Here is a 17,813-nt window from a genome sequence, read left to right as displayed (position 1 = left end):
GCAATTTTTGAATTTGGCTCGCGAACCCGACCAGTCTCGATTACTGTTCGATCTGCATCGGCTAGCCGGTGTGCATTTCGTCAAATACGCACTGGTTCAAACGAATTCCAGGGTGGCGTGCGCGGTTCACCGCGAATGATCCCTGCTGTATGCGGCACGTCGGGTATCAGATCGGGTTGCGCAGTCCCGTGATTATTGGGTCAGGTATTTGCCTGCGTGTATTCGTCGATCCCGAACGGTCCGTTGTCTATCTGTCGGCTGCCGTAACGGATCGAATGGGGTAACGGATATGACCGCCTATCGGTACTGGTTGGGTGCGGGAATGATGGCGGCCGGCCTCGGCGCCGCCGTCGCCTCCGGACATGGCCTCGCTCTCGCCGCGGCCGACGACGCGACATCGTCGTCCGCGGGCACGGCGTCAACGGACCGCTCGTCGGCCACCTCACCGCCTACCCGGACGCGGCCCGAGCCGGTAGCGCGATCACCACGAGAAGTCCGGCGGCCCATCACAAGTCGACGCAGTGCGCGCACCGCCGAGATCGCCGCCATCGGACCCCGCACGATCGCGGTGGACGTGGTTGCACCGGAGGCGTCCGCGCCCACCGGCGACACGCCGGATGCCGTGCCGTCGGCCCCGGACGTGCGGGCGCCCGGCCCGGTCGACGTCGACAGGCGTCGCACCTTCGCCGAGACCCGCCCGCCGCGCCCGGAGCGCAGCAGCCAGACCGCGGTCTCGGACGCGGTCGATCAGCCCGACGTGCCCGCCGTCGCGTCGGTGCGCGCGCCGGAGGTGAGCGCGCTGCCGGCACCGGCAGCAGCGGCGGCCAAACCGGTGACGATCGGCAGCTTCCTCAAAGCCATCCTGTCCCGGGTCAGCGTGAAGTTCACGCTGCCCAAAGGCGTACAGAATTGGTGGCGCGATGTGCGACAACGCATCTTCGGTATCCCGGGAAAGACGGTGGTCGTGCCGCCGACCGACCCGGTGACCCCGAATCCGGTGGATCCGCCGCCGGCTGCTAGTGGCCCGGTCTTGCTGTGGGAAACCAACTTCACCGATATCGCCGAGGCGATGCAGGCCTGGTCCACACAGAGCGGCCGGTGGGGGCAGTCCGCGGGGGAGAACCAGTTCTACACACCGGATTTCTCCAACGTCTCCATCGACGCCAACGGCCACCTGGTCATCGAGGTCCGCCGGGAGGCCACCCCCGACGGCGCGGCGGCACCGGACAACTACACCTCGGCGCGGGTGGTCACCTACGGCAAGCAGTCGGTGGAACCGCCGGTACGCATCGTCGCCCGCCTGCAGATGCCCTATACCCAGGGCACCCTGCCGGCGTTCTGGATGGTCGGCCTGGAACCCGGTCACGAGTTCGACTGGCCGCGGCAGGGGGAGATCGACATCGTCGAGTACCCGGGCTTCCGGGACGACGAGGGTCGCACCAAGTGGACCGGCAACATCCACGGGCCAGCCGCCGCGGACAACACCGTCGACGTCAAACTGCACACTGTAGGAGCCGATCTGGGCGTCGATCTGTCGGCGGGCTTCCACGACTACGGCATCGACTGGTATCCGGACCGCATCATCTGGCACGTGGACGGCGTCGAAACGGGACGGGTCACCAAGGCGCAATACGAGGCGCTCGGCGGCGACTGGACGCCGTTCTCCGGGGCGTGGTCGCACTATCTGATCCTCAACACCGCGGTGGGCAACCCGTGGACCGGTGATCCAGATTCGTCCTCGCAGTTCCCGCAGGCGATGAAGGTGGACTGGGTCCGGGTCTACTCGCTGGCCGGTGCTGATTAACCCGGGGACATACTGGGAATCTGTAGACCAGCCGAGACGTTAGGAAGAAAGTGACTACACAGGACATCACCGCAGCTGAGTTCAAGGCGATCGTCGACGAGAACGACATCGTCCTCGTCGACTTCTGGGCGTCGTGGTGCGGTCCATGTCGCGCGTTCGCCCCGACATTCGGCGCGTCCGCGGACAAGCATCCCGATGTCGTGCACGCCAAGGTCGACACCGAGGCCGAACCCGAGTTGGCGCAGGCCGCCGAGATTCAGGCGATCCCGACACTGATGGCCTTCAAGAAGGGCCACCAGGTGTTCCGGCAGTCCGGCGCACTGGGTGCAGCGCAGCTCGAGGAGCTCATCGCCAAGATCAAGGAATTCGACGTGGACGCGGCCGTCGCGTCACAGGAGAACTGAACCACGCGCTAACGTGCTCGGCGTGGCTGAGCACAGCGAGTTCGTCGTCGTCGACCGTCCCGAGCCCGGCGTGGCGTTGGTCACCCTGAACCGCCCCGAGCGGATGAACTCGATGGCCTTCGATGTGATGGTGCCGCTGCGCGCGGTGATCGGTGATCTGCATCATGACAACGAGGTGCGGGTCGTCGTGTTGACCGGTGCCGGCCGCGGGTTCTCCTCGGGTGCCGACCACAAGTCGGCGGGTTCGGTGCCGCATGTCGAGGGCCTGACCCGGCCGTCGTTCGCGCTGCGCTCCATGGAGGTCCTCGATGACGTCATCCTGGGGTTGCGCCGGTTGCACCAGCCGGTGATCGCCGCGGTCAACGGTGCCGCCATCGGCGGCGGTCTGTGTCTGGCCCTGGCCTGCGACATCCGTGTCGCCGCAGCTGGGGCGTATTTTCGCGCGGCCGGCATCAACAACGGGCTGACCGCCAGCGAGCTCGGTCTGTCCTATCTGCTGCCCCGCGCCATCGGTGCGTCGAGGGCCTTCGAGATCATGCTCACCGGTCGTGATGTCGACGCCGCCGAGGCCGAGCGGATCGGGCTGGTCTCCAGCGTCGTCGGCGAGGATGAGCTGGTGCCGCGGGCCCTGGAGATGGCGCGGGGGATCGCGGCGTTCTCCCGGCCGGGAATCGAATTGACCAAACGCACGCTGTGGAGTGGACTGGACGCCGGTAGCCTGGAGGGCCATATGCAGGCCGAGGGTCTCGGCCAGCTCTATGTGCGTCTACTCACCGCCAACTTTGAAGAAGCGGTCGCTGCGCGCAAAGATAAGCGGTCGCCGGTGTTCACCGACGACAGATAGTTGACTCATACGAGGAGGTAGTTGCGTGATCACCGCAACGGACCTGGAGGTCCGCGCCGGGGCGCGCACACTGCTGTCCATCGAGGGCTCCGCGCTGCGGATCCAGCCCGGGGACCGGATCGGCCTTGTCGGCCGCAACGGCGCAGGCAAGACCACCACCATGCGCATCTTGGCCGGTGAGGGCGAGCCCTACGCCGGCTCGGTCGACACCACCGGCGACATCGGCTACCTGCCGCAGGACCCGCGTGAGGGCGACCTCGACGTGCTCGCCCGCGACCGGGTGCTCTCCGCGCGGGGCCTGGACACCCTGCTGTCGGAGTTGGAGAAGCAACAGACCCTGATGGCCGAGGTCGCCGACGACGCCGCCCGGGACAAGGCGGTCCGCCGTTACGGCGAGTTGGAGGAACGGTTCTCCGCCCTGGGCGGGTACGCCGCCGAGAGTGAGGCCGGCCGGATCTGCGCCAGCCTGGGGTTGCCCGACCGTGTGCTGACCCAGCCGCTGCGCACCCTGTCCGGCGGTCAGCGCCGCCGGGTGGAATTGTCGCGCATCCTGTTCGCCGCCAGCGACACCGGATCCGGCTCGGCCACCACGCTGCTGCTCGACGAGCCGACCAACCACCTCGACGCCGATTCGATCGGGTGGTTGCGCTCGTTCCTGCAGAACCACACCGGTGGGCTGGTGGTGATCAGCCACGATGTCGAGCTGCTCGCCGATGTGGTGAACCGGGTCTGGTTCCTGGACGCGGTGCGCGGTGAGGCCGACGTCTACAACATGGGCTGGCAGAAGTATCTCGATGCCCGTGCCACCGATGAGCAACGCCGCCGCCGGGAACGCGCCAACGCCGAGAAGAAGGCGTCCGCGCTGCGTACGCAGGCCGCAAAAATGGGCGCCAAGGCCACCAAAGCCGTTGCCGCTCAGAACATGTTGCGCCGTGCGGAGCGGATGATCGCCGAACTCGACGCCGAGCGGGTGGCCGACAAGGTGGCCCGCATCAAGTTTCCCACCCCCGCACCGTGCGGTAAGACTCCGCTGGTGGCCAAGGGGCTGACGAAAACCTACGGTTCGCTGGAGATCTTCACCGGCGTCGACCTCGCGATCGACCGGGGCTCCCGGGTGGTGGTGCTCGGCCTCAACGGCGCCGGAAAGACCACCCTGCTGCGATTGCTGGCCGGCACCGAGTCCGCGGACGCCGGCGCGCTGGAGCCGGGGCACGGGCTCAAGATCGGGTACTTCGCCCAGGAACACGACACCTTGGAGAACGACGCCACCGTCTGGGAGAACATCCGGCACGCGGCACCCGACACCGGTGAGCAGGATCTGCGAGGTCTGTTGGGCGCGTTCATGTTCACCGGTCCACAGCTCGACCAGCCGGCGGGCACCCTGTCCGGTGGCGAGAAAACCCGTCTGGCACTGGCGGGATTGGTGGCCTCGACTGCCAACGTGTTGCTGCTCGACGAGCCCACCAACAACCTCGATCCGGCCTCGCGTGAGCAGGTGCTCGACGCGTTGCGCAGCTACCAGGGCGCAGTGGTGCTGGTGACCCACGACCCGGGAGCGGCCGAGGCGCTGGATCCGCAGCGCGTGGTGTTGCTGCCGGATGGCACCGAGGACTTCTGGTCCACTGAGTACCGGGACCTCATCGAGCTGGCATAGGGCTGGCTGCAAGACAATTCGCTCGTTCCCCCGCGCCGTGTTTGCTCGGTTCCTAGTCTGGGTATCCGCGACGTTGCACCGGGAAGTGGGGAGATGTCGATGAGTGAAACCAAGACGAGTGAAACCAGTAGGTCCCGTGAGCAGATCCTGACCGAGCTGCGCAGCGCTTACGAGCGGGGGGCCAGCATCAGGTCATTGGTGGCCGAAACCGGCCGCTCATATGGGTCCGTGCACAGCATGTTGCGCGAGTCCGGAACCCGAATGCGCAGCCGCGGTGGACCGAACCACCGCCGCGCAAGTTAGCCGCCGCCGGCGGGTTGGCGCACCGAATCCTCGACGAGGTCCAGTACCGCGCTGAGGTTTTCGGTGTCCTCGCCGGAAGCAAGGCGCGCCACCAGACCATCGAGCACGAGATCCAGATAGGTCTGCAGCACCGCGCCCGGCACGTCATCGCGCAGGCGTCCGGCCTGTTTCTGCTTACGCAGACGTTCGGTGGTCGCCGCCGACAACTCGGCCGACCGCTCGGCCCAACCCTGATGGAACGCAGGGTCATTACGCAGCTTACGGGCGATCTCCAGCCGCGTGACCAACCAGTCGAATTGATCGGGTGCGGCAAGAAGATCGCGCATCACCTGGATCAATCCTTCGCGGGCGGCCACATCGGCCATCCGCTCGGCGTCTTCGCGCGCCAACTCGAAAAACAGCGTGTCCTTGTCGCGGAAGTGGTGGAAGATGGCGCCGCGCGACAGCCCGATGGTGTGTTCGAGCCGTCGCACGGTCGCCTTCTCGTATCCGTACTCGGCGAAGCAGCGGCGGGCGCCGTCGAGGATCTGGCGGCGCCGTGCGGCCAGATGGTCGTCGGTTACCCGTGGCACGGTGCGCCCGCTGCCTGTCTGTCCCGAGTCCTGCCGCCCGTCGCCTAGTTCGCCTTGAGCATGTTGCGCAGCACGTACTGCAGGATGCCGCCGTTGCGGTAGTAGTCGGCCTCGCCGGGGGTGTCGATACGGACGACCGCGTCGAACTCCACCTTGCTGCCGTCCTCCTTGGTGGCCGTCACCTTGACCGTCTTGGGCGTCTTGCCCTCGTTGAGCTCGGTGATACCCGCGATGTCGTAGGTCTCGGTGCCGTCGAGCTTCAGCGATGCCGCCGACTCACCGGCCGGGAACTGCAGCGGGATGACGCCCATGCCGATCAGATTCGACCGGTGGATGCGCTCGAACGATTCGGTGATCACCGCACGCACGCCCAGCAGGCTGGTGCCCTTGGCGGCCCAGTCCCGCGATGACCCGGAGCCGTACTCCTTGCCGCCCAGCACCACCAGCGGGATACCCGCGGCCTGGTAGTTCTCCGAGGCGTCGTAGATGAAGGCCTGCGGGCCGCCATCCTGGGTGAAGTCGCGGGTGTACCCGCCCGAGACATCGTCGAGGAGCTGGTTCTTCAGCCGGATGTTGGCGAAGGTGCCGCGGATCATCACTTCGTGGTTGCCGCGCCGTGAACCCAGCGAGTTGTAATCCTTGCGCTGCACGCCGTGGGAGTCCAGGTACTGGGCGGCCGGGGTACCCGGCTTGATGGCGCCGGCCGGGCTGATGTGGTCGGTGGTCACCGAATCACCAAGCAGTGCAAGAACTCTGGCACCGGTAATGTCCTTGACCGGCTGCGGGTCGGCGGGCATGCCGTCGAAGTAGGGAGGCTTACGCACGTAGGTGGAGTTGTCGTCCCACTCGAAGGTGTTGCCCTCCGGTGTGGGCAGCGAACGCCAGCGCTCGTCACCCTTGAACACATCGGCGTAGGAGTCGACGAACATCTTCCGGTCGATCGAGGACGCGATGGTCTCCTGGATCTCCGCGGCGGTCGGCCAGATGTCCTTGAGGAACACGTCATTGCCGTCGTGATCGGTACCCAGCGGGTCGGACTCGAAGTCGAAGTCCATGGTGCCCGCGATGCCGTAGGCGATCACCAGCGGCGGGGAGGCGAGGTAGTTCATCTTGACGTCGGGGGAGATGCGGCCCTCGAAGTTGCGGTTGCCCGAGAGCACCGCGGTCACCGACAGGTCGTTCTCGTTGATGGCCGCCGAGATCTCGTCGGGCAGCGGGCCGGTGTTGCCGATGCAGGTGGTGCACCCGTAGCCGCCCAGGTAGTAGCCCAGCTTCTCCAGGTAGGGCCACAGACCGGCCTTGTTGTAGTAGTCGGTGACGACCTGCGAGCCCGGAGCCATGTTGGTCTTGACCCAGGGCTTGGAGGTCAGGCCCTTCTCGACGGCCTTCTTGGCCAGCAGCGCGGCTCCGAGCATGACGGTGGGGTTGGAGGTGTTGGTGCATGAGGTGATGCCGGCGACGACGACGGCACCGTGGTCGAGCACGAAGTCGCCGCGTTCCTCGGAGTGCACCTTGACCGGCTTGGACGGCCTGCCCTCGGCGCCGTTGGCCGCGCTGGGCGTCACGTCGACCGCATCGTCCTCGGCGAAGGACAGCGACACGGAATCACTTGCCGGGAAGGACTCGTCGACGGCCTCGTCCAGCTTGGTCTCCGGCGCCGGGTGGTTTTCCTCGACGTAGTTGTGGATGTCCTTGCGGAACGCGTTCTTGGCATCGGTGAGTTCGATGCGGTCCTGCGGACGCTTGGGGCCCGAGATCGACGGCACCACGGTGGACAGGTCCAGCTCGATGTACTCGGAGAAGACGGGTTCTTTGTCCGGGTTGTGCCACATGCCCTGTTCCTTGGCATAGGCCTCGACAAGGGCGAGCTGCTCATCGGTGCGCCCGGTGAGCCGCAGGTATTTGATGGTCTCTTCGTCGATCGGGAAAATTGCTGCGGTGGAACCGAATTCGGGGCTCATGTTGCCGAGGGTGGCGCGGTTGGCCAGCGGCACCTCGGCCACGCCCTTGCCGTAGAACTCGACGAATTTGCCGACGACGCCGTGCTTGCGCAGCATGTCGGTGGCGGTCAGCACCACGTCGGTGGCGGTCACGCCGGGCTTGATCTCGCCGGTCAGCTTGAACCCGACCACGCGGGGGATGAGCATCGAGACGGGCTGGCCGAGCATGGCGGCCTCGGCCTCGATGCCGCCGACGCCCCAGCCCAGCACGCCCAGGCCGTTGACCATGGTGGTGTGGCTGTCGGTGCCGACGCAGGTGTCCGGGTAGGCCTTCCCGTTACGCACCATGACCGTCGGCGCCAGGTACTCGATGTTGACCTGGTGCACGATGCCGGTGCCGGGCGGCACGACCTTGAAGTCGTCGAAGGCACCCTGGCCCCACCGCAGGAACTGGTAGCGCTCGCCGTTGCGCTCGTATTCGAGTTCGACGTTGCGCTCGAAGGCGCCGGCATTACCGAACACGTCGAGGATGACCGAGTGGTCGATCACGAGTTCGGCGGGGGACAGCGGGTTCACCTTGTCCGGGTCGCCGCCGAGCGCGGCGACGGCCTCGCGCATGGTGGCCAGGTCGACGACGCAGGGCACCCCGGTGAAGTCCTGCATCACCACGCGGGCCGGGGTGAACTGGATCTCGATGCTCGGGTCGGCCGAGGGATCCCAGTTGGCGATGGCCTCGATGTGTTCCTTGGTGATGTTGGCGCCGTCCTCGGTGCGCAGCAGGTTCTCGGCCAGCACCTTGAGGCTGTAGGGAAGTTTCTCGGTTCCGGGTACCGCGTCGAGGCGGTAGATCTCATAACTGTTGTCCCCGACAGTCAACGTGTCGCGGGCTCCAAACGAATTGACCGAATCTGTGCTGCTCACATCAACTCCCGGCTAGATCTTGCCGCGACGGGCTGTGTCGACGGCGTTGCTGATCCTAACAGTACGCTTGTCCTGCAAGGCGCTGCGGGTCGGGTCCAGTCTTCTCCAGTTGCCCGCTCGATGCGACCCGGATGGCCAGATCGTGGGATCGCCGCGGTGATCACGCGGGAATCACTTCGCGATGACGACTCGTGAGTCGGGTGCGGCCGCACGGTTGGCGCGACGGTACGGTGCCTGTGTGACCGGACCGCACGTACTCCCACACCTACCGGGCTACATTCCGCCCGACGTGGACATGAACCTGGTCAAGGAGCAGACCGGCGAGGGTGGCGTGAGCGCCCCCGCGGGCACCGACATCGCCGCATTGCAACAGGTCGTGGCCGAGGCCAACCAGGACGGTATCGACCTCAAGATCGTCGTCATCGCCAACAACCCGCCCATCGACACCCCGCTGCGCGATATCGCCACCGAGGTGGGTGCGGCCCACCCGGGTTCGACGGTGCTGGCCATCAGTCCGTCCTATGCCGGGACGTTCAGTCCGGTATATGACCGTGTCACTCTGGAAGCCGGTCAGGATCTGGCGAAAACCGGCGATCCGGTGCAATCTTCGAAGAATTTCGTGGCCGAGTTGCAGACCCCCGACTTTCCTTGGATGCCGTTTACCATCGTGCTCGTTCTCGGCGTTGCGGTCGCGGCAGTATTCACTCGTATGCTGCAGGTTCGTGCGAAGCGCAGCGTTGCTGACGAGGCGCCCGCGGCGACTGTCGACTAATCGTCGAACATTTGGTCGTGAATTCGAATATCACCATTCGATAACGCTCGATTCAATTACATTCATGTAATTTGTTACTAAAGTTTCTTTAGCGCGTGATGTGACGTACGGTGCAAACAGTGCTCGTGATGCAGGTGTGATTCCTGTGACTCACGGCACGCAAGTGATGTTGTGCCAACACCGTTCGCGTTGAGCCCTAGGAGACTTGAGTCGAATGAGACGCACCCCTGGCGCCTCCGCCTCCCGGAACTACGGGCGAGTCTGCGCGTTCCCGCTGTCGTTGGGGATTCTGTTCGCCGGCGCCTTGCCCGATGGCCCGATCACCGGGCCTGTCGCGATCGCCGAGCCGGTCGGCCCGGAGGGCGTGGCCGCCCTCGTCGCCGCCGTTGCCGATGCCAACCAGCGGCTGCAGGACCTCGGTGCGGCCGTGCAGGCCCAGCAGGAGAGCGTCAACAAGGCGCTCGTCGGAGTGCAGGATGCCCGCGATGCCGCGCTCGTGGCCCAGCAGCAGGTCGACGCGAGCCAGCGCAGCGTGGCCGATGCCAACGCCGCAATTGCCGACGCGCAGAAGCGGTTCGACACCTACGCCGTCGCCGCCTATGTCAATGGGCCCGCCGCCTCGTATCTCACCGCCGCGGATCCGGCCGACGCGTTGCGCACCGCCGCGGCCGGCCAGGCGATGGCCATCAGTTCGCAGCAGGTGATGTCCGATCTGCAGCGGGCCCGCACCGACCAGGTCAACCGTGAATCCGCGGCCCGGCTGGCCAAACAGAACGCCGACAATGCCGCCGCCGCCGCGCAATCGAGCCAGGATGCCGCGGTGGCCAGCCTCACCGAAGCGCAGCAGGTCTTCGGTTCTCAGCAGTCCGAACTGGATCGGCTCAGCGCCGAACGCAGTGCGGCGCAGGCGAAACTGGCCGCCGCGCGGCCGGTCCAGACGCCCGCCGCCGCACCCGCGGCCGCGGCGCCGAAGGCCGGTGCCGGCCCCGCGGCCACCCCCGCGGCTGCGGACTGGGATCGCACGCCGGGCGGGGCTGCGCCGGGGGCACAGTCCAGCCAGTGGGACCTGACGCTGCCGGCGATCCCGAGCGCATTCGTCAGCGGCGATCCGATCGCGATCATCAACGCGATTCTCGGCATCATGCAGACCTCGGCGCAGCTGACGGCGGACATGGGCCGCAGCTTCCTGCAGAAGCTGGGCATCCTGCCGACGCCGACCGGATACACCAACAACGGTGCGATTCCCCGGGTCAACGGCCAGGCTGCCTCGGAATTCGTCATCAAGCGCGCCATGTCGCAGATCGGCGTGCCCTACTCCTGGGGCGGCGGAAACGCCGCAGGCAAGAGCAACGGGATCGACCAGGGCTCCGGCACAGTCGGTTTCGACTGCTCGGGGCTGGTGCTCTACGCCTTCGCCGGGGTGGGTATCAAACTGCCGCACTATTCGGGATCGCAGTACGACATGGGGCGCAAGATCCCGACATCGCAGATGCGTCGTGGCGATGTCCTGTTCTGGGGCCCGGGCGGCAGCCAGCATGTGGCGATCTATCTCGGCAACAACCAGATGCTCGAAGCCCCCTACACCGGCTCGCACGTCAAGATCTCGCCGGTGCGCACCAGCGGCATGACCCCGCACGCCGTCCGATACATCGAGTTTTAACCGTAGGGAAATCCTTGAACGCCTTGACTTCCAAACGTTTCCGAAGCCTCACCCGCGTGCTGGCCGCACTGGCGGTCGCCGGTGCGATGGCGCTCGGCGCGGCGTCCCCGGCCGCCGCGGCGCCGGAGTGGGATCCGACATTGCCCGCTGTCCCCAGTTCCGGTGCTCCCGGTGACCCGGTGGCCATCGCGAACGCGTCGTTCCAGGTGAGCAAGATCGCCCTGGAGACCACGCAGAGCCTGGGTTCGAAGTTCCTGCAGACCATCGGGCTGGCGCCCACACCGGCCGCGGGCGGTCTGCCCACCGGCGCCCGCGTGCGCGGACCGGCCGCCATCGAGTACGTCATCCGCCGCGGCGGATCCCAGATCGGGGTCCCCTACTCGTGGGGCGGCGGCACATTGACCGGCCCCGGACCCGGCGTGGATTACGACGCCGGGAAGATGGGCTACGACTGCTCGGGCTTCACCCGGTACGCCTTCGCAGGCGTCGGCGTGCAGATCCCGAAGTATTCCGGCGACCAGTACAACACCGGCCGCCCGATCCAACCGTCTCAGGCAAAACGAGGTGACCTCATCTTCTGGGGCCCCGGCGGGAGCCAGCACGTGGCCATCTATCTGGGCGGCGGCAAGATGCTGGAGGCCGCCGGCAGCGCCGAGAAGGTGACCGTCAGCCCGCTGCGCACCGCGGGGATGTCACCGCACCTGGTTCGTATCATCGAGTCCTGACGCAACGGCGGACGGGCGGGCGACGTCGACGGATTCCGAACTGCCTGGAATAGTTGACGGAGGACGCCCCGCCGCCTCGGCGGACGTCGGCGAATACCAGCGAGTTTGTACGACAACCATCGTGGGAGGAAGCTAGATGACGTCACCGAGTGGGCCGCCGCAGGGCGCCGGAGGCTACGCAGGCCCGGCCCCGACGCAGGGTTACCCGCCCGGCACGCAGAGCGCTCCGCCCGCCAATGCGAACCTGCAGAACGAGGTCCACACCCTCGAGCGGGCCCTCTTCGAGGTCAAGCGCATCATCGTCGGTCAGGACCAGCTGCTCGAGCGCATGCTGGTCGGTCTGCTCGCCAAGGGCCACGTCCTGCTCGAAGGTGTGCCCGGCGTCGCCAAGACCCTGGCCGTCGAGACCTTCGCCAAGGTGGTCGGCGGCACCTTCGCCCGCATCCAGTTCACCCCCGACCTGGTGCCCACCGACATCGTCGGTACCCGCATCTACCGGCAGGGCCAGGAAGAGTTCGATATCGAACTCGGCCCCGTCGTCGTCAACTTCCTGCTCGCCGACGAGATCAACCGCGCCCCGGCCAAGGTGCAGTCCGCGCTGCTGGAGGTCATGGCCGAGCGCAAGATCTCCATCGGTGGCAAGACGTTCCCGTTGCCGTCGCCGTTCTTGGTGATGGCCACCCAGAACCCGATCGAACAGGAGGGCGTCTACCAGCTGCCCGAGGCGCAGCGTGACCGCTTCCTGTTCAAGCTCAACGTCGACTACCCGTCGCCGGAGGAAGAGCGCGAGATCATCTACCGGATGGGCGTCAAACCGCCCGAGCCCAAGCAGATCCTGAACACCGGTGACCTGCTGCGCCTGCAGGACGTCGCGGCCAACAACTTCGTGCACCACGCGCTGGTCGACTACGTGGTGCGCATCGTCACCGCGACCCGCGAGCCGGAGAAGTTCGGTATGCCCGACGCCAAGTCGTGGATCGCCTACGGTGCGTCGCCGCGTGCCTCGCTGGGTATCATCGCCGCCTCCCGCGCGCTGGCGCTCGTGCGCGGGCGTGACTACGTCGTGCCCCAGGATGTCGTGGAGGTCATCCCGGACGTGCTGCGACACCGTCTGGTGCTCACCTACGACGCGCTGGCCGACGAGGTCTCCGCGGAGACGGTGATCAACCGCATCATGCAGACCGTCGGTCTGCCGCAGGTGAATGCGATTCCGCAGCAGGGTCATTCGGCGCCTCCCGGGGTGCCTGCCGCGGCGGCGGCCGGCGGTCGGTGACCAGCTCCGGCCGCCGCGCGGTCGACCTCCCCTCACTCAAGCGTGGTGAGATCCGCGACCCGGCACTGACCGCGGCGTTACGCAAGCTCGAGCTGACGGTGCGCCGCAAGCTCGACGGGGTGCTGCACGGCGACCACCTCGGCCTGATACCCGGTCCCGGTTCGGAGTCGGGGGAGTCGCGGATGTATCAGCCCGGCGACGACGTGCGCCGGATGGACTGGTCGGTGACCGCGCGGACGACCCATCCGCATGTCCGGCAGATGATCGCCGACCGCGAGCTGGAAACCTGGCTGGTGGTCGACGTCTCGGCCAGCCTCGATTTCGGCACCGCAGGCTGTGAGAAGCGGGATCTGGCGGTGGCGGCCGCTGCGGCGATCACCTTCCTCAACAGTGGCGGCGGCAACCGGATCGGCGCTCTGATCTCCAACGGCGACACCCTGCGGCGGGTGCCTGCGCTGTCGGGCCGGCTGCACGAACAGGAACTGCTGCGGGCCATCGCGACCACCCCGCAGGCGCCGCCCGGGGTGCGCGGTGACCTGGCCGCGACCATCGACGCGCTGCGCCGCCCGGAACGCCGGCGCGGGATGGCCGTCGTCATCAGCGATTTCCTGGGGCCGATCGACTGGATGCGGCCGCTGCGGGCGATCGCCGGGCGCCACGAGGTGCTGGGCATCGAGATCATCGACCCGCGCGATGTCGAACTGCCCGACATCGGCGATGTGATCCTGCAGGACACCGAGACCGGGGTGACCCGCGAGTTCACCATCGACGAGAAGTTGCGTGACGATTTCGCGCGCGCCTCCGCGGCGCACCGTGACGAGGTCGCCCGCACGCTGCGGCGCTGCGGCGCGCCGCTGCTGACCCTGCGCACCGACGGGGACTGGATCGCCGATGTGGTCCGCTTCGTGGCGAACCGACGCCGGGGCGCCCTGGCGGGCGGCCGATGAGTGCTTGATGACTACGACACCGAAATGACAAGCTGCACATGACTTTGCCGTTGCTCGGACCGATGAGCCTGTCGGGCTTCGAACACAAATGGTTCTTCCTGTTCCTGCTGGCTGTCCTGGGACTGGTCGGCCTCTACGTCGTGGTCCAACGGGCCCGCCAGAAGCGGATCCTGCGCTTCGCCAACATGGAGCTGTTGGAGAAGGTCGCACCCAAACAGCCCACCCGGTGGCGGCACCTGCCGGCGATCCTGCTGGTGTCCGCCCTGGTCCTGCTGACCGTGGCGATGGCCGGGCCGACCAACGATGTGCGGGTGCCGCGCAACCGGGCCGTGGTGATGCTGGTCATCGACGTCTCCCAATCGATGCGGGCCACCGATGTCGCCCCGAGCCGGCTGGTCGCCGCCCAAGAGGCCGCCAAGCAGTTCGCCGACCAGCTGACCCCGGGTATCAACCTCGGGTTGATCGCCTACGCAGGCACCGCCACCGTGCTCGTCTCGCCGACGACCAACCGTGAGGCCACCAAGAACGGTATCGACAAGCTGCAGCTCGCCGACCGCACCGCCACCGGTGAAGGCATCTTCACCGCGTTGCAGGCGGTCGCCACCGTCGGTGCGGTGATCGGCGGCGGTGACGAGCCGCCGCCGGCCCGCATCGTGCTGATGTCCGACGGCAAGGAAACCGTGCCGTCGAACCCGGACAACCCCAAGGGCGCCTACACCGCGGCGCGAACCGCCAAGGACCAGGGCGTGCCCATTTCGACGGTGTCCTTCGGCACCCCGTACGGCTACGTCGAGATCAACGAACAGCGGCAGCCGGTGCCCGTCGACGACGAGATGCTGAAGAAGATCGCCGACCTCTCCGGGGGTGAGGCGTTCACCGCGTCCAGCCTCGAACAGCTCAAAGAGGTCTTCAGCTCGCTGCAGCAGCAGATCGGCTACGAGACCATCAAGGGCGACGCCAGCGTCGGCTGGCTGCGCCTCGGAGCGCTGGTGTTGGCGCTGGCCGCGTTGGCCGCGCTGCTGATCAACCGCCGCCTGCCGGGTTGATCCCGGGTTAGTACGGTCTAAAAGGGCGGGTCGCTGTTTCTCTCGGCGCATTCGAGGGCGAGTTCGAGTTGGTTGCGTGCGCGTTCGGTGTTGATGCGTTGGGCGCGGTCTTGTGCGCGGGTGCGTTGTCGGACCGGCATCGCTCTTTGATGGGGCCCGGTGGTGTCGCGGTCGGTGTCGTTGATGAGGCTGATCGCGCGTTTTCGGGGGATGGGGGTGTCAATGTTCCAGTGCGGGAACAGGATTGCCGCTCCGGGTGATTTCTTATAGGTGTGCCCGGTGGGTGCTGTCCATTGGATGGTGCCGTCGGGTTGGGCGGTGGGTGTCCAGCCGCCGAATGTCTTGACCAGATGATGCAGGCGGCATAGCGGCCCGAGGTTGCCCGGATGCGTCGCCCCGGCCGGCCATGGGGTCAGATGATCGAGGTCGCAGCGGTGCGCGGCCCGGTTGCAGCCGGGGAAGCTGCAGGTCATGGCCCGCATGCGGACGAACGCGGTCAGCGCAGTGGAGGGCCGGTATCGGGGTTCGGCGGGGAGGTCGGCGATCTCCGATAGCGGTTTGATGGTGGCGCCGCCGGCGATGAGTTCGGCGAGCATCGCGGCGGGGATGATGGCGCCATCCAGCATCACCCCGGGGCTGGGGTTGCACGCCGCGGGAGCGGCGGGCTGGGCGGTGGCTGCGGGTGCGGTGGGCTCGTGCTCCGCGGCCTCGGTCGCGGCTGGCTCGGAGTCCGGGGTGCCCGCACTGCCCGGGGTGGTCTGCCGTGGGCGGTCTTCACTGGCGGCGGGCGCCTGGTCGGTGAGCGCGTAGATGGTGAGTGCGCCCGCGCGTGGGTCTTTCCCGCTGCCCGCACAGCCGGTGTCCCCGCATTCGCAGGTCAGGCGCTCCAGCGCGGGCCCGACCACACCCAACGCCGCCAGCGCGGCGGCGCGCAGTTCCCCGCGCTTACGGGGATCATTGGCGCAGACCGTGTCGGCGAGGTCGTTGAGGCGTTGTTCGAGGATCTTCTTGTCGGTGACCCTCAGCCGCCCCCAGAACGAGGCGACTCCGTTGGGGTCGTCTTTGTCGTCGAACTCGACGTAGAGGTCTTTGGCCGCTCGTTTGGATCGCACCACGGCGTCGGGGTCGAATTTCTCCACCCACAGATCGACCGCGCCGATCAGTTGTTTCTCCGAATGCGCCCCGTACTCGCCCGCTTCGGCGGAGATGGCGGTGTCGATCAACCCCAGCGCGTCCTCGTCGACGACGAGGTGGGTGCGCCAGGTGATTGCATCGATCACCCTCGCCGAGATGACTCCGGTGGCGAACAAGGCGGCGGTGCGGGGGAGCCGGTCACGTAGGGCTTGGGCGATGCGCATCTGCTTGGACGCCGCATGGGAATTCAGGTTGCAGGCCGCCGACACCGCGGCCTGCGCCCACGCCCACCCATCGATGACCTGGTGGGCGACCACATCGTCTTCGTCATCGCACTGGCGGGCGATCACCTCGCCGATCAGGGCCAGTCGCTGCGCGGCGGCCTTGGCCTCGGTCTGGGTCATGGTGGTGACCGCGGAGATGAGCGCCTCATCGCTCAACCCGGCGAGTGCGCCACGATCCAGAACGTCGAACATATGTGCGATTCTACCGACCTGGTCGGACATTGGCAGAAGAATCTTCCCGGCTGTGGATAACTGATGTGGCCGACTGCAAGGCAGCGCGCCGCCAGTCGAGCGCCTCGGCCCGGCCTCGGGCCACCACCGGATAACCAACTCCCCGAGCTAATACCGTGCGGTCCCGGCCTGCAGCGGCGGGTACTCGCCGGTCGTCGCACCGTCGATCGTCGTGCCGGCGAACTGCAGTGCCATCCGCAGCGAATCCTCAATGGCGGGGTGATGGGTCATGGCGAAACGGGACACCGCATCGAGGCGGTGCAACTGATCGGCACCCAACTCCACGTCCAGACCGGCCAGGTTGCTCTCCAGGTGAGCCAGTCGCCGGGCGCCGACGATCGGCACCACGGTGCCCGGTCGCGACCGCAGCCAGGCCAGTGCGACCGCTGCGGCCGTGGTGTCGAGCTCGTCGGCGACGGCGGCCACGGCGTCGATGACGTCGTACTCGGCGTCGCTCGGTGCGCCCACAAAGGCGGCCCGCGCGGAATCGCCCACGTCGCTGCCGCGGCGGTACTTGCCGGACAGGAAGCCATTGCGTAGCGGGCTCCAGGTCACCAGCGCGAGGTCCTGGTCCAGGGCCAGCGGCACCGCCTCACCCTCCACGTCGCGGGCCAGCAGTGAGTATTCGAGTTGTAGCGCGATCAGCGGAGTCCAGGATCTCAGCGACGCCATGGTCTGGGCCTGCGCGGTGACCCAGGCCGGGATGTTGGAGAACCCGAGATAGCGGATCTTGCCGGCACGGACCAGGTCGTCGAGGGTGCGCATGGTCTCTTCGATCGGGGTGTGTCGGTCCCAGTTGTGCAGCCAATACAGGTCGATGTGGTCGGTCCGCAGCCGGCGCAGGCTCTGCTCGAGCTGGGTGATGATCGATCGCCGCCCGGCCCCGCCCCCGTTGGGATCGCCGGGGGTCATGTTGGTGAAGAACTTGGTGGCCATGACGACACGATCGCGCCGCTGCGGGTGCCGGTGAAAGTAGTCGCCGAGGATCTTCTCGGAGTGCCCGTTGGTGTAGAAGTTGGCGGTGTCGACGAAGTTCCCGCCGCGATCGAGGTAGGCGTCCAGGATGGCCTCCGCTTCGGCGACATCGCAACCGGCGCCCCCGGGATCCTCACCGAAGGTCATGGCTCCCAGTGCAAATGGGCTGACCCGTAGCCCGGACCGACCGAGGGTGACATAGGTTTCGAGTGTCATGGGTGCTCCTTGGAAGTGGTGGGATGTACTGCTCCCATGCAACCCTGCGCGCCGCTGGCTCGGTAGACCGATCCTGCCGAACTCTTGCCTGATCCTGCCCTCTTTGAC

15 protein-coding genes are annotated in these 17,813 nt (G+C 67.0%); 11 read left to right on the top strand and 4 right to left on the bottom strand.

Translation table 11 applies throughout. The features are described 5' to 3' along the window. The first annotated feature begins 289 nt into the window (after positions 1-289). From EXE63_RS33170 to EXE63_RS33165, 5 genes are all read left to right on the top strand, one after another. On the top strand, positions 290-1,804 hold the full coding sequence (locus EXE63_RS33170) for a glycoside hydrolase family 16 protein (protein ID WP_234904330.1): 1,515 nt from the start codon (positions 290-292) through the stop codon (positions 1,802-1,804). Between the two features lie 50 nt (positions 1,805-1,854). Continuing rightward, the gene (gene trxA, locus EXE63_RS30475) at positions 1,855-2,208 is read left to right on the top strand and encodes a thioredoxin (protein ID WP_168145042.1); all 354 of its coding nucleotides are present in this window, start codon (positions 1,855-1,857) and stop codon (positions 2,206-2,208) included. Positions 2,209-2,221: 13 nt separating this feature from the next. After that, positions 2,222-3,052, top strand: a complete 831-nt coding sequence (locus EXE63_RS30470; protein ID WP_168145041.1) for an enoyl-CoA hydratase — start codon at positions 2,222-2,224, stop codon at positions 3,050-3,052. Positions 3,053-3,077: 25 nt separating this feature from the next. Beyond that, positions 3,078-4,706, top strand: coding sequence for an ABC-F family ATP-binding cassette domain-containing protein (locus EXE63_RS30465; RefSeq protein ID WP_168145040.1), 1,629 nt, complete (start codon positions 3,078-3,080; stop codon positions 4,704-4,706). A gap of 99 nt (positions 4,707-4,805) precedes the next feature. Beyond that, complete coding sequence (locus EXE63_RS33165; protein WP_168145039.1) at positions 4,806-5,009, top strand: helix-turn-helix domain-containing protein; 204 nt, start codon at positions 4,806-4,808, stop codon at positions 5,007-5,009. Here the strand turns inward: EXE63_RS33165 and EXE63_RS30455 are convergent. Beyond that, the gene (locus EXE63_RS30455; protein ID WP_168145038.1) at positions 5,006-5,581 is read right to left on the bottom strand and encodes a TetR/AcrR family transcriptional regulator; all 576 of its coding nucleotides are present in this window, start codon (positions 5,579-5,581) and stop codon (positions 5,006-5,008) included. The genes EXE63_RS33165 and EXE63_RS30455 overlap by 4 nt on opposite strands. A 44-nt stretch (positions 5,582-5,625) precedes the next feature. Next, entirely contained in the window at positions 5,626-8,442 is a 2,817-nt protein-coding gene (gene acnA / locus EXE63_RS30450; RefSeq protein ID WP_168145037.1) for an aconitate hydratase AcnA, read from the bottom strand. Positions 8,443-8,680: 238 nt separating this feature from the next. Between acnA and EXE63_RS30445 the strand changes: the two genes are divergently transcribed. From EXE63_RS30445 to EXE63_RS30420, 6 genes are all read left to right on the top strand, one after another. Continuing rightward, positions 8,681-9,214 carry an Rv1476 family membrane protein gene (locus EXE63_RS30445; RefSeq protein WP_168145036.1) on the top strand — a complete coding sequence of 178 codons (534 nt, stop codon included), beginning with the start codon at positions 8,681-8,683 and terminating at the stop codon, positions 9,212-9,214. 214 nt (positions 9,215-9,428) lie between these two features. After that, positions 9,429-10,874 carry an NlpC/P60 family peptidoglycan endopeptidase RipA gene (gene ripA, locus EXE63_RS30440; protein WP_168145035.1) on the top strand — a complete coding sequence of 482 codons (1,446 nt, stop codon included), beginning with the start codon at positions 9,429-9,431 and terminating at the stop codon, positions 10,872-10,874. A gap of 86 nt (positions 10,875-10,960) precedes the next feature. Next, positions 10,961-11,599, top strand: coding sequence for an NlpC/P60 family peptidoglycan endopeptidase RipB (gene ripB / locus EXE63_RS30435; protein WP_168145864.1), 639 nt, complete (start codon positions 10,961-10,963; stop codon positions 11,597-11,599). A 136-nt stretch (positions 11,600-11,735) separates the two neighbouring features. After that, the gene (gene moxR1 / locus EXE63_RS30430; RefSeq protein ID WP_168145034.1) at positions 11,736-12,872 is read left to right on the top strand and encodes a chaperone MoxR1; all 1,137 of its coding nucleotides are present in this window, start codon (positions 11,736-11,738) and stop codon (positions 12,870-12,872) included. After that, a complete protein-coding gene (locus tag EXE63_RS30425; RefSeq protein WP_168145033.1) occupies positions 12,869-13,819 on the top strand; it encodes a DUF58 domain-containing protein in 951 nt (316 codons plus the stop codon). The genes moxR1 and EXE63_RS30425 overlap by 4 nt, the downstream gene beginning before the upstream one ends. A 38-nt stretch (positions 13,820-13,857) precedes the next feature. Continuing rightward, positions 13,858-14,865, top strand: coding sequence for a VWA domain-containing protein (locus EXE63_RS30420; RefSeq protein ID WP_105362050.1), 1,008 nt, complete (start codon positions 13,858-13,860; stop codon positions 14,863-14,865). Positions 14,866-14,882: 17 nt separating this feature from the next. Here EXE63_RS30420 and EXE63_RS30415 read toward each other — a convergent pair whose 3' ends face one another. Both EXE63_RS30415 and EXE63_RS30410 read right to left on the bottom strand, forming a co-directional pair. Then, entirely contained in the window at positions 14,883-16,475 is a 1,593-nt protein-coding gene (locus EXE63_RS30415) for an HNH endonuclease signature motif containing protein (RefSeq protein ID WP_168145032.1), read from the bottom strand. 147 nt (positions 16,476-16,622) lie between these two features. Next, positions 16,623-17,705 (bottom strand): aldo/keto reductase, encoded by a 1,083-nt coding sequence (locus tag EXE63_RS30410; RefSeq protein ID WP_168145031.1) that lies wholly within the window; start codon positions 17,703-17,705, stop codon positions 16,623-16,625. Between the last annotated feature and the right edge of the window lie 108 nt (positions 17,706-17,813).

It is taken from the genome of Mycolicibacterium frederiksbergense (assembly GCF_012223425.1).
Classification (GTDB): Bacteria; Actinomycetota; Actinomycetes; order Mycobacteriales; family Mycobacteriaceae; genus Mycobacterium; species Mycobacterium frederiksbergense.
The sequence above is the reverse complement of the archived record's forward strand: the minus strand, read 5'-3'. Positions and strand labels throughout refer to the sequence as shown.